General features: G+C 66.7%; 11 protein-coding genes. 2 read left to right on the top strand and 9 right to left on the bottom strand.

The window, feature by feature from the left end:
• The first annotated feature begins 332 nt into the window (after positions 1 to 332).
• On the top strand, positions 333 to 2,225 hold the full coding sequence (locus MLE42_RS02820; protein ID WP_243286356.1) for an APC family permease: 1,893 nt from the start codon (positions 333 to 335) through the stop codon (positions 2,223 to 2,225).
• Here MLE42_RS02820 and MLE42_RS02815 read toward each other — a convergent pair whose 3' ends face one another.
• Positions 2,226 to 4,061, bottom strand: a complete 1,836-nt coding sequence (locus MLE42_RS02815) for a chloride channel protein (protein ID WP_243286355.1) — start codon at positions 4,059 to 4,061, stop codon at positions 2,226 to 2,228.
• The gene (locus MLE42_RS02810; protein WP_243286354.1) at positions 4,058 to 4,507 is read right to left on the bottom strand and encodes a MarR family winged helix-turn-helix transcriptional regulator; all 450 of its coding nucleotides are present in this window, start codon (positions 4,505 to 4,507) and stop codon (positions 4,058 to 4,060) included. The genes MLE42_RS02815 and MLE42_RS02810 overlap by 4 nt, the downstream gene beginning before the upstream one ends.
• A 41-nt stretch (positions 4,508 to 4,548) precedes the next feature.
• Here MLE42_RS02810 and gnd point away from each other — a divergent pair, with 41 nt between their 5' ends.
• A complete protein-coding gene (gnd, locus tag MLE42_RS02805; protein ID WP_420843058.1) occupies positions 4,549 to 5,574 on the top strand; it encodes a phosphogluconate dehydrogenase (NAD(+)-dependent, decarboxylating) in 1,026 nt (341 codons plus the stop codon).
• Between the two features lie 47 nt (positions 5,575 to 5,621).
• Here the strand turns inward: gnd and MLE42_RS16345 are convergent, their stop codons facing one another.
• The 7 genes from MLE42_RS16345 to MLE42_RS02775 all read right to left on the bottom strand — a co-directional run bounded on the left by MLE42_RS16345 (position 5,622) and on the right by MLE42_RS02775 (position 11,553).
• On the bottom strand, positions 5,622 to 5,810 hold the full coding sequence (locus MLE42_RS16345; RefSeq protein WP_420843066.1) for a 4Fe-4S binding protein: 189 nt from the start codon (positions 5,808 to 5,810) through the stop codon (positions 5,622 to 5,624).
• 21 nt (positions 5,811 to 5,831) lie between these two features.
• On the bottom strand, positions 5,832 to 6,464 hold the full coding sequence (locus tag MLE42_RS02800; protein ID WP_243286352.1) for a hypothetical protein: 633 nt from the start codon (positions 6,462 to 6,464) through the stop codon (positions 5,832 to 5,834).
• Between the two features lie 113 nt (positions 6,465 to 6,577).
• Entirely contained in the window at positions 6,578 to 6,892 is a 315-nt protein-coding gene (locus tag MLE42_RS02795; protein ID WP_243286351.1) for a hypothetical protein, read from the bottom strand.
• 23 nt (positions 6,893 to 6,915) lie between these two features.
• Positions 6,916 to 8,472, bottom strand: a complete 1,557-nt coding sequence (locus tag MLE42_RS02790; RefSeq protein WP_243286350.1) for a hypothetical protein — start codon at positions 8,470 to 8,472, stop codon at positions 6,916 to 6,918.
• Between the two features lie 116 nt (positions 8,473 to 8,588).
• Positions 8,589 to 9,944, bottom strand: a complete 1,356-nt coding sequence (locus tag MLE42_RS02785; protein ID WP_243286349.1) for an ATP-binding protein — start codon at positions 9,942 to 9,944, stop codon at positions 8,589 to 8,591.
• Positions 9,937 to 10,614, bottom strand: a complete 678-nt coding sequence (locus MLE42_RS02780) for a response regulator (protein ID WP_243286348.1) — start codon at positions 10,612 to 10,614, stop codon at positions 9,937 to 9,939. Before MLE42_RS02780 ends, MLE42_RS02785 begins: the two co-directional genes overlap by 8 nt.
• A gap of 153 nt (positions 10,615 to 10,767) precedes the next feature.
• A complete protein-coding gene (locus MLE42_RS02775) occupies positions 10,768 to 11,553 on the bottom strand; it encodes a succinate dehydrogenase/fumarate reductase iron-sulfur subunit (protein WP_243286347.1) in 786 nt (261 codons plus the stop codon).

The following is an 11,553-nucleotide window of genomic DNA, read 5'->3' as shown; positions in this document are numbered from 1 at the left end:
GAGTACGCGCGGCCCGGAGGCCCAGCCAGGCGGCCAGCGTGGCGAGTGGGAGGAACCATGGCATCACGAGGTGCACAGATACTCCTGCGGGTGATCCGGGCTGCGTGGAACCACCCGGTCCGCCAGCATGGTTTGAGCCCCGTTAAGGTGCTGTTAGGAATCGAGGAGGACTTTTCGAGTTGCGGCCGGGGCAGCCTTTCCTGCTTGGATTCCTAACGCATTCTTAACGCCATTCCTGGCCATTCTTGTCGGTTGGCCCGACCTCGGGGCAGGCGGACCGGGTCGGTCCCATCGTCATCCCGTCTGGACCCACTATCCCAGGAACCCCGGTCATGCCCAATTACAGAACCATTCTCCTGGGCCGCCGCCTCGCCAGCGAAGAAAGCCACGAGACCCGGATCAGCAACCCCATCGCCCTGGCCGTGTTCAGTTCGGACGCGCTTTCATCCGTGGCCTACGGCACCCAGGAGATCATGGCGCCCCTCACGGCCGCGATTGCGGTGTTCGGGGCAGGGGTGCTCGGGTGGTCCTGGTGGGTGTCCCTCGGCATTGTCGGCCTGCTGCTGATCCTCAACGTGAGCTACCGCCAGACCATCCACGCCTATCCCAGTGGTGGAGGCGCCTACCTGGTGGCCAAGGACAACCTCGGCGAGGCCGCGGCGCAGACCGCCGGCGCCTCCCTTCTGATCGACTACATCCTGACCGTGGCCGTGTCCGTGTCCGCGGGCGTCTCGGCCATCGTCTCCGCCTTCCCCGGGCTGGAGGCCCACCGCGTATTCCTCGCCGAGGGCATCATCGCCTTCATCGCGCTCATGAACCTGCGGGGTGTGAAGGAGAGTGGCCTGGTCTTCTCTCTGCCCACCTACGGCTTCGTGATCTGCATCGTGGGCCTGCTGATCAAGGGTTTCTGGAACGTGGCCACGGGCCATGAAGTGGCCGCCACCCACGTCGCGTCAGTCCATCTGGAAGGCACTTCGCGGCTGGCCGCGGTCTGGCTGCTGGCCAGGGCCTACAGCGCGGGCTGCACCGCCCTCACAGGGGTGGAGGCCATCAGCAATGGCGTCACGGCCTTCAAGGACCCCGTGTCGCGCAACGCCTCGAAGACCATGACCTGGATGGTGGCGCTCCTCGGGACGATGTTCCTGGGGATCACCTATCTGACGAATCACTATGGCCTGACCTACCACCCGGATGCGTCCGAGACTCTGCTGTCCCAGCTCACCAGGATCACCCTGGGCGGAGCGGAGCACGGGTTCGCGAAGCTCGTCTACCTCACCACCACCGGTTTCACCATGGCCATCCTGGCCTTGGCGGCGAATACAGCCTATGCGGACTTTCCACGCCTGGCCGCGCTGCATGCCCGGGACGGCTTCCTGCCCCGCCAGTTCACCAGCCAGGGGGATCGCCTGGTCTTCTCCAACGGGATTTTCATCCTGTCCCTGGCCGCTGGATTCCTGGTCCTGCTCTTCGGCGCGAAGGAAGACCACTTGCTGCCCCTCTATGCGGTGGGCGTCTTCCTCGGCTTCACCATCAGCCAGACGGGCATGGTGCGCCGCTGGTTCCGGCTGAAGGGCGCCGGCTGGCAGATCAAGGCGCTTATCAACGGCCTGGGCGCCATCACCACGTTCATCGTCATGCTGGTGATCGCCGTGACGCGCTTCGCCCACGGCGCCTGGATCGTCATCGTACTCGTGCCGCTGATGGTCGTGACCTTCTTCAACATCCACCGGCACTACATCCGGGTCAAATCCATCCTCGCGGCCAGCCGGGTGGACTTCCTCGGGCCCCGCCGCAACCGGGTGGTCGTGCTGGTCTCCGGGATCCACGCTGGCGTGGTGCAGGCCCTGAACTATGCGAAGGTCATCGCCGGACATGGCGAGGTAGAGGCCCTGACCATCGACTTCCCCGATGAGCATGGTCGTGACAGCGCGGCTCTGGAGAAGCTGCGGTCCGACTGGCCAATGTACTGCGAGGGGATTCCCCTCCGGTCCATCCGCAGCCCCTACCGCAAGATCGTCGAGCCCATCGTGAATGAGCTGGACCGCATGCGGAAAGCGGAACCGGAGTTCACCACCACCGTCATCCTGCCGGAGTTCGTCACCGGCCACTGGTGGGCCAACCTCCTGCACAACCAGACAGCTTGGCGGATCAAGGGCACCCTGCTCCTGAAGCCCAAGACCATCGTGATCTCCATCCCCTACCACGTGGAGCCACTGGTGGAGTGACTATCCGGCCCGGAAAGTGCGCTTCGGAACCTCCGAGGAAGCCAGCCTCGCCGTGTGGGCCTCCAGCAGGTCGCTCCGCGTGAGGATGCCGACCAGCCTGGACTCCGCGTCCAGGACGGGAAGGCGTCCCACGGCCTCGCGGACCATGTGGTCGGCCGCCTGGCGGAGCGAGTTTCCCCCGAAGGCCACGGCCAGTTCCCGGTGGACCAGGTCCCGGACCGGCGCATCCGGAGGATGGGAGGCCTCCAGCAGGTCCCGCCGCGTGAGCACTCCGATCACAGAGCCATCTCCGTCGACCACGGGAAACCCGTGGTGGGAGGCACCGTCAGCTCCGGCTTCGATCCAGCACCGTACCGAATCGAGCGACTGGTCCGCCTCCAGGGTCACCACGGGGCTGGAGGCCGCATCCTGGACCAGGACCTGATCCAGGAAGTCCGCCGAGTATTCTTCGGGGACCCGGATGCCGCGTCGGGCAAGCTTCTCCGTCATGATGCTGTTCCGCATCATCAGGGCCGAGATCAGGTAGGCGGCGGAGCATCCGCCCAGCAGGGGCAGGAGGCCCAGGGGCTGCAGGGTCGTCTCGAAGGCGAACACGGCGGAGGCGAGCATGGCCCGGGAAGCGCCCGCGAAGATGGCGGCCATGCCGACCAGCGCGCAGATCCGGGGGTCCACGCCTGCCTCCGGGAATGCCGCGGCGATGAGGCCGCCCAGGAGGGCGCCCAGGGCGCCACCGAGGGTGAAGAGGGGAGCCAGCGTTCCGCCGGACGTGCCGCTGCCGAGGGCGATGGACCAGGAGAGGAACTTGGCCAGGCACAGGACCAGAAGACCGGTCCCGAGGAGGTTCGCCGAAAGGATGGCCTGGATGTTGTCGTAGCCCACGCCCATGGTGTGGGGGACGAAGTAGCCGACGCCGCCGACGGCCAGTCCGCCGAGGGCGGGCCACCACATCCAGTGGATGGGCAGATGCTCGAAGCCGTCCTCGATCCAATAGATGGCCCGGGTCACGTAGACCGAGGCCAGGCCGACCAAGGCGCCGAGGGCGATGTAGATGGCCAGGGCGGACCCGCCGGGGGTGGCCAGCGTGGGCATGGGGAAGACCGGTCGGATGCCGACCAGCGAGAAACGGACGCCGGTGGCGGCCACGCTGGCCAGGGCCACCGGGATGATGGAGCGCGGCCGCATCTCGAAGAGCAGCAGCTCCACGGCGAGGAGCACCGCGGAGACCGGGGATCCGAAGGTGGCCGCCATGCCGGCCGCCGCGCCAGCCGCCAGCAGGGTCTTGCGCTCCAGCGCCGTGGTCGAGAGGACCTGCCCGAGGAGGGAGCCGAGGGCGCCGCCGGTGGCGATGATGGGGCCCTCCGCGCCGAAGGGGCCGCCGGTGCCGATGGCGATGGCGGCGGAGAGGGGCTTGAGGAAGGTGATGCGGGCCGGGATGCGGCTCTCGTTGAGCAGGACCTGTTCCATCGCCTCGGGGATGCCGTGCCCCCGGATCGCCCGGGATCCGTACCGGGCCATCAGGCCGACGAGGATGCCTCCTGCGGCCGGGATGAAAATGGCCGGCCAGCCGAGGTGGTGCCCGGCCGGCGAGGCGAACTCCGTCGAGAAGCGGTGGTGGTAGGCGAGGTTGGTGACCAGCCCGATGAGCCGGACGAGCAGCTCCGCGAGGTACCCCGCGGCCACGCCCAGGGCGAGGGCGAGCAGGCTGATGAGGGCGACCCGGCCATCAACGACGGTCCGCTCGAGGGGGATCCGGGCATTCTCCAGGGTCGGCGCGAGACTCGGGGCCACGGGGAGGCCTTCCCCAGGCTGCTGCAACGGTGATGGCGCGCCCGTCATGGCTTCCTCCCTCCCCGTGCCGGGCGCGGCGGATCCTCGAAGAACATCGGCCGGGCCTCCAGGCTCGGGGGTACCAGGTGCTCGAGCAGCTCGGCCAGCCGGGTCCGGTCCCCGGACTCCAGGCCCGCGATGCGCCGGATCAGCAGGTCCTGGACTGTGGGAGGCGTCTGCCCGGTCAGGCGCTGCCCGGCGGCCGTCAGGGACAGCTCCAGCCGGCGCCCATCTTCGGCGGAGACATGCTTCTGGACCAGGTCCTTCTCCTGGAGCTTCCTGACCACGACCGATACGGAGCTCTGGTCTGTGACCGTACGGGCCGCCACCTCGCCCAGGCTCATGCCTGGCTGATCGCGGAGGGCCTGAAGGACGAACAGCTGGGCGGCGCTCAGACCGAACTGTTTCTCACAGGAGGTCGAGGCCAGGCGCAGGTCCCTGACGATGGCTCGCAAGGCCTGGAAGACCCGCCGGGTGGTCGGATCGCTGCCTGGAGGTGTTTTTGTTTGGGATCCCATACAATTCGAGAATAGCCCAAGTGGAGAGGCTGTGGCAACACCGTTGCACATGGGCTCACCATTCATGGAGCCGGAATCGACACCTAAGGAGCGCCACCATGGACATCGGCATGATCGGGCTGGGCAGGATGGGTGCGGGCATGGCCCGGCGCCTTGCGGGAGCCGGCCACCGCGTGGTGGGCTTCGACCCGGATTACGGGGCCCGCGCGCGCCTGCAAGGCCACGGGCTCGACGTCGCCGGGTCCCTGGAGACGCTGGCGGGCGGCCTGCCAGGGCCGCGGGTCCTCTGGCTGATGGTGCCCGCCGGGGAGAAGGTGGACCAGACGATCGACGCCCTGCTGCCGCTGCTCTCAGTGGAGGATGTGATCATCGACGGGGGCAACTCGCATTACAAGGACACGCTGCGCCGGGTGGCGACGTTGGCGGGAAGGCGGATCCACTATCTGGACTGCGGGACGAGCGGGGGCGTCTGGGGGCTCACCGAGGGCTATTGCCTGATGGTGGGGGGCGATCCGGCGGTGATCGAGCGGCTGCGGCCGATCTTCGAGAGCCTGGCTCCCGAAGGAGGTGAGGGCTGGGGCCGGGTCGGCCCGTGCGGCGCGGGCCACTTCGCCAAGATGGTTCACAACGGCATCGAGTACGGGCTGATGCAGGCGTACGCGGAAGGCTTCTCGATCCTCCAGCACAAGGAGGCATTCGGATTGGATGTGAGCCAGGTCGCCGAGATCTGGCGGCACGGGAGCGTGGTGCGCTCCTGGCTGCTGGACCTGACCGCCCGCGCGCTGGCGAAGCCGGGCGGCCTGGCCGGCATCGCCCCCTACGTGGCGGATTCCGGGGAAGGCCGTTGGGCGGTGGACGAAGCGATCGATCTGGACGTACCGGCGCCCGTGATCACCCAGGCGCTGATTCAGCGGCTGCGCTCGCGCGATGCCGAGTCGTTCTCGGACCGGCTGGTGGCGGCGATGCGCCACGAATTTGGTGGCCATCCGATCAAGGAAAAGTGAAGCTGCCGGTCTTCGAGGCGCGATCCCTGTGGGGTGCTCCGGGTGTCCTAGGGGCAGGGAAGGGCGCTCTGCCAGAGGATGATGGTGTCGAGTGGGCAGTCCTCCGCACAGGCCATGCACCCCGTGCAGGTGCCCAGGACGGCCGCAGGGCGGACCTGGCTTGGGGCCATCTCCAGAGCGCCGTGGGGACACAGGTCCACGCAGATGCCGCAACCTGCGCAGGCCTGCTCGTCCAGGGTCCAGGCCCAACCTACGGGTCAGTCCTGGCTCTGGCGGGCCTTCATGCCTGCCAGAGCCAACTTCACGCCCCACGCGCCGAGAAGGAGGAGGATGGGGAAGCAGATATAGAACGTGCCCTGGGAGACCTCGAGGCCAACGGGGTCCGCGTTGGAGCGGAAGTGGGTCTTCAGGTAGGTCCAGACAGGGCTGGCGTGATGGACGAGGTATTCCTCGCTGGCCGCTTCTGCGATGAACGTGAAGCCCACCATGTTGATGGCGTTGGCGATCAGGGTCAGCCGGAGCGCTCGGTGGAACGCGGAAGATCCGGCCTCGTGGCCCCCCTTGAACAACCGGAGGATGAAGGCCCAGGCGAAGAGCAGGGTGGCGAGCGGGTAGAAGGGCACGGCCATCTTGATGTCCGCCATGATGTCGGGATTCAGGACTGCGTAGCCCACCAGGAAGAGGGCCGCCAGGATCAGGTCCGGCAGCAGCACGGTGAGCAGATCCCAGAGTTCCCGGGACACTCGGAGGCTCAGGTGGCGGTTGAGCCCGCGATAGTAGCCCTGGGCGAGGAGCAAGCCGGAGGCCAGGATCCCCAAGAGGATCGAAGCATCCAGGAGGGTCTGGAGGCCCCAGACCTCGAGGCCCTTCGCGATGTCGTGCTCGTTCATGAATCCATCCTCTGCGGGAAGGCGCCAAGAGGGTGCTGGTCCTGGCCGGGGCAGGGCGTGGCCTGCCTGGGCACCGGCTGGCCGGCGCCCAGGCGGTGCCAGGAAAGGGGCGGCTATTTCTTGGAGGCGTTCCCAGGATCGACTGGGCCCTTTTCTTTCGCCAGGTAATCCAGGAGGAGGTTCACTTTTTCCTTGGAGGGGACCGGATCCAGGAAGCCCGAATCCGCCATGCGATCGACTGCCTCCTTCCACTTGTCCCGCGTCAGGCGAACCTGGTCGAGGGACTGGTTCCCCTTATGGCAGGTCAGGCACGAGCCCTGGAACACCTGGGCACCTGGATCCGCGGTCTTGTCTTCCGCCGTGAAGGCGGGAGCAGCCGTGGCAAGGAACGCGACGGAGATCAGTGGGAGGAGGGAAGTCGAACGCATGGTGTCATCCTCTCGGCGCAGGATCAGAAGCCGAACATGAACTTCGCGGTGAACCCGTCGTCGGTCAGCCGGGCCGGGTTGGTGGCAACCCCGAGCGTGGGGATGACGCCGCCCAGGGCCAGGTCATCGAACTGGTGGTGCCGGTACTCGAACACCCACTTGATGTGCTCCTGGATCATGCGCTGGTAGCCGAAGATCCAGTCGCTCTCCTTCGGGGTGGAGCGCGTGATGCCGGTGTTGCCGTTCAGGGTCACGCTGGTGTCGTCATAGGGATCGCCCTTGAGGTAGTCGTAGCGCGCGTACAGGGCCTGGGTGCTTGTGGGGCGGTAGTTGATCTGGTGGAATCCGCCCTTCCACTTGAACGCCTTCCCGAAGCCCATGGGGTTGCTTTCCCGGTTGACCATGTACTGGTTCTCCAGGTTGACGGGGATGCCCCAGGGCGCCAGGTTCAGGGTCATGTCGGGGCCGAAGCGGGTCACCTGGTTCGGGTTGTTGAGGCCGGACATGATGCCGCTGGGGTTCGCCAGGGACGCGGTGGCGCGGATCTTGTCGCTGTAGGAGTCCGTGCTCTTCCAGCCGAAGACACCCAGGGACTGGCCGTAGTAGCGCATGACCCAGCGGCCATACCAGCTGGGCGTGGCATTGTTCGCCGCCTTGCCGTTCGCGCCGTTCGAGATGCCGACGTGGTACTCGGCCCAGAAGGTCTCCTTCTTGCCCACGTCGGTGACCGGCTTGCCGAAGGTCAGCATGCCGAAGGCTTCCGCCAGGACCTGGGGTTCGCTCAAGCGGAATATGGAGTCGTTGGGTTCACCGCCCACCACGTCCTCCACCTTCCGGGGGCTGATCAGGTCGAGCGCGGTCCTCTCGTAGACCAGGTACTGATTGACCGAGAGCCGGACCTTGCCGGGTGAGTAGGCCAAGGGCGGGTGCGTGATGCCGGCGAGCAGGTTCACGCTGTCACGCGGCGCGGCATCGCCGAAGAGGTTGTTCCAGAAAAACTTAGCCACCTCGAAGCTGGGGATCTCCGTGGCGAACTTGATCTGCCGGTCGGGGTTCGTGTTGTAGCGGGCTTCGTAGTTGCCGGTGGGGGTGAATTCCCAGGCCTTGGTCTCGTACATGGGAAATTCGATGAAGTAGGCGAAGTGCTTGCCCATGGAGGAGGTTAGGAAGATGCTCAGGTCTTCCAGGGCGAGTGACGTGCCCTTGGACGTGACCTCGGGGGACCGTCCCACGGCCGCTTCTCGCTTTTCGGTGCGACTCTCGAGGCCCACGCCCGTGATGATGGACAAGGGCAGGGAACCTGGCAGGCTGAAGTCCTTCGTGATCTCGATCTCAGGATTGACGGGCTTGAGGTCCCGGCCGTTCATGGCCCGGTAGCCGCTGAGCTTGAAGGTTGCGCCCGCAGGCGTGAGGCCACCCCAGGGATTGTGGCAGGCCGAGCACTTCTGGCCGTACTGGCGGGAGAACGAGGGAACGGCCTTGGCCACGGGCATGAGGTGCATGGCCAGGGCAGCCAGGGCGGCGAAGGACAGAGCCTTCCTGACCGCCTTGGCCAACGCTAAACGTCGGGGTTCGTGCATGGTCTTCCTCCTGTGGAGTGGGGGGGGAAGGAACCTCGGAGGATCCGGGCCCATCTTGTGTCCACAGGAATACAGCCCGAACCTGATGGGCCGATGATGCGAACCTGACGATTCGGTCAGGGTGTCGGGATTGTGATCTTCGCCACGGTGCCACGGCCCTCCGTGCTCTGCAGGGATAGCGCTCCTCCGTGGAGCCGGGCGATGCCGTGGACGATGGCGAGGCCTAGGCCGGCGCCCCCGCTTTGGCGGCTTCGCGAGGCGTCCTCCCGGACGAAGCGCCTGCCGAGCTGGCCCAACACACCGGCCGGGATGCCCTCCCCCTGGTCGGACACTGCGAGCACCGCGGCATCGCCCTCCCGCAACGCCGAAAGGCGGATCCGCGAGCCTTCGGGCGCGTGCCGGATGGCATTCCCAAGCAGGTTGTGCAGGGCCCGCTTGAGCAGGGTCGCATCGCCCATGAACGACAGCCCCCGCGACGAGGCCAGTTCGATGGCGAGCCCCTTCTCCTCGGCCAGGGGCTCGAAGGGCGCGACGGCCTCCCGGATTAGGGCACCCGCCTGGAGAAGGACAGGGGTGATGCTGGTGGAGGGATCCTCGAACCTGGCCAGGACGAGCATCTGCTCGATCACGGCTCCCATGTGGACCAGAGTCTCCATCATGGACTCGAGCTGATCCATCGCCTGCTCTGTGAGATCCCCGCGGGAGAGCAGGCTCTCGCACTCCAGCCGGAGGGCATGCACGGGCGTCCGCAGCTCGTGCGCGAGGTCGCTGTTCAGCTCGGAAAGGCGCGTGAAGCCAGACTCCAGCTTGCCCAGGGCCTGGTTCACGGTCTGGACGAGCGGGTCGAGCTCCTTCGGGAAGGGCGAGGGATCGATGCGGGACTGCAGCGTCTCGGGACCGATGTCCCCCGCCTTGGATCGGAGGCGTTCGAGGGGCAGGAAGCCCAGGCTGAGCAGGCCGAAACCCAGGGCTGCGGATGCGAACGGGATGATGGACAGGAGGACGAGGAGGGACCTCCTGAAGTCCTTCAGGACCCCTTCCTCCGGGTGCATGTCCCTGGCGAGCTGGATCCATCCGCCCTGGTAGCGGAAGGAGACGACCTTGACCCGGATAGGCGACTTGCGGGGGCTCTCCCACCAGAGCCATGAGCCCAGCGGCACCGGGGCTTCCCTCGGCAGGAGCTGGGACATGTCCTTGCTTTCGAGGACCACCTCCCGCGAGGGCCTCATCACGCGCAGGTAGACGTTGTCTCCGAGATCCAGAAGTTCCTTGTCCAGCCCCATCTTGTCTTCTTCGAGCCGGTGGAGGGTCAGCCGGGCGGAATCAATCAGATCCCGGTTCACCTGGGCATAGACCGCGTGGGTCACGGAGGCATGCAGGTACAGCCCCGCGCCGCCCACCACCAAGGACATCCCCGCGGCGAAGATCAGGGCCAGGTGCAGGAGCATCGACCGGCGCAGGGTTTCAATCATGGCCAGGCTCGACCAGATAGCCCACGCCCCGCCGGGTCTGGATGATCTTGCGTGGGTAGGGATCATCCACTTTCTTCCTCAGCCGGCGGACAGCGGCGTCCACCAGGTTCGGATCGCCCTGATAGGAAAGGTCCCACAACTCCTCGGCGATCCGGGTCCGGGTCACGATGTGCCCGGCATTCCGGACGAGGAGCTCGAGCAGCGCGTATTCCTGCGAGCTAAGGTCGAGGCGGTCCGCCCCACGGTAGACCTTCCTCTGGAAGGGGTTCACCGTGAGGTCTCCGATGACCCAGGGTTTGGGTGTGGCGGAGGTTCCGCGGGCGAGCAGGTTGTTGATCCGCAGCAGCAGTTCCGAGAAGGCGAACGGCTTGACCAGGTAGTCCCCTCCACCCAGCTCCAGGCCCCGGACTCGGTCGGGAAGGGCGTCCCGGGCCGTCAGGAAGATGACGGGTGTCTGCACGCCGGCCGCCCTCAGTTCCCAGAGGAGGGAGAAGCCATCCATCCCAGGCAACATCACGTCCAGGATGAGGCAGTCGAAGGAGGACGACTTCCCGGCGGCCAAGCCGTTCACCCCATCCAGTGCCACTTCGACGGAGAATCCCTGCTCCCGGAGGCTTCGTTCCAGGGCCGTCGCAGCCCGCTCATCATCCTCGACCAACAGGAGCCTCATGCCGCTTCACCTCTGTCCCAAGGGCCCAGGATAGGGGAAAACGGCCTTTTCGAGCGCCTGAAGGGTGCTCCGGAGCGGTGGGCCGGATGGCACAGTTTCCCGATAAGGAAACGCCCGGCAGTTGCCGGGCGTTCCTCTCGGGGCAGGGCTGGTTCAGCCCACGCCGCCGCCGCTGGTGGCGGGACGGTAGGTGAGGCTGGCCTTGATGAAGTCGCGGTTCATGCGCGCGATGTTCTCCATCTTGATGCCCTTGGGGCAGGCGGCTTCGCACTCGCCGTGGTTGGTGCAGGTGCCGAACTCCTCGGCATCCATCTGGGCGATCATGTCGCGGACGCGGATGTGGCGCTCGGGCTGGCCCTGGGGCAGGTGGCCCAGGTGGCTGATCTTCGCGGACACGAAGAGCATGGCGCTCGCGTTGGGGCAGGCGGCCACGCAGGCGCCGCAGCCGATGCAGGCGGCCGCATCCATGGAGAGGTCGGCGCTCTGCTTGGGGATGGGCAGGGCGTTGGCGTCCTGGGGCGAGCCGGTGGGCACGCTGATGAAGCCGCCGGCCGCGATGATGCGGTCGAAGGCGCCGCGGTCCACCATCAGGTCCTTGATGACCGGGAAGGCCTCGGCGCGCCAGGGCTCGAGGGTGATGCTGTCCCCGTCCTTGAAGCTGCGCATGTGCAGCTGGCAGGTGGTGGTGCGCTCGCGGGGACCGTGGGGGCGCCCGTTGATCACCATGCTGCAGGTGCCGCAGATGCCCTCGCGGCAGTCGTGGTCGAAGGTGATGGGCTCCTCGCCCTTGCGGATGAGGCCTTCGTTCACGACGTCGAGCATCTCCAGGAAGGACATGTCGGGGCTGATGTTCTCGGCGGGGTACTCGACGAACTTGCCGTCGCACTTGGCGTTCTTCTGCCGCCACACATGGAGGGTGAGATTGAGGTGCTTGGACAT

This window comes from Geothrix terrae (genome assembly GCF_022808775.1).
GTDB lineage: Bacteria > Acidobacteriota > Holophagae > Holophagales > Holophagaceae > Geothrix > Geothrix terrae.
Note: the sequence above shows the minus strand (reverse complement) of the source record. Positions and strands in the feature narration are given on the sequence as shown.

What these genes read in the sequence shown, in the direction of transcription:
- MLE42_RS02820 (WP_243286356.1), top strand. Translation starts at nt 333, where the DNA reads ATGCCCAATTACAGAACCATTCTCCTGGGCCGCCGCCTCGCCAGCGAA.
- MLE42_RS02815 (WP_243286355.1), bottom strand. Translation starts at nt 4,061, where the DNA reads ATGACGGGCGCGCCATCACCGTTGCAGCAGCCTGGGGAAGGCCTCCCC.
- MLE42_RS02800 (WP_243286352.1), bottom strand. Translation starts at nt 6,464, where the DNA reads ATGAACGAGCACGACATCGCGAAGGGCCTCGAGGTCTGGGGCCTCCAG.
- MLE42_RS02795 (WP_243286351.1), bottom strand. Translation starts at nt 6,892, where the DNA reads ATGCGTTCGACTTCCCTCCTCCCACTGATCTCCGTCGCGTTCCTTGCC.
- MLE42_RS02790 (WP_243286350.1), bottom strand. Translation starts at nt 8,472, where the DNA reads ATGCACGAACCCCGACGTTTAGCGTTGGCCAAGGCGGTCAGGAAGGCT.
- MLE42_RS02785 (WP_243286349.1), bottom strand. Translation starts at nt 9,944, where the DNA reads ATGATTGAAACCCTGCGCCGGTCGATGCTCCTGCACCTGGCCCTGATC.
- MLE42_RS02780 (WP_243286348.1), bottom strand. Translation starts at nt 10,614, where the DNA reads ATGAGGCTCCTGTTGGTCGAGGATGATGAGCGGGCTGCGACGGCCCTG.
- MLE42_RS02775 (WP_243286347.1), bottom strand. Translation starts at nt 11,553, where the DNA reads ATGTCCAAGCACCTCAATCTCACCCTCCATGTGTGGCGGCAGAAGAAC.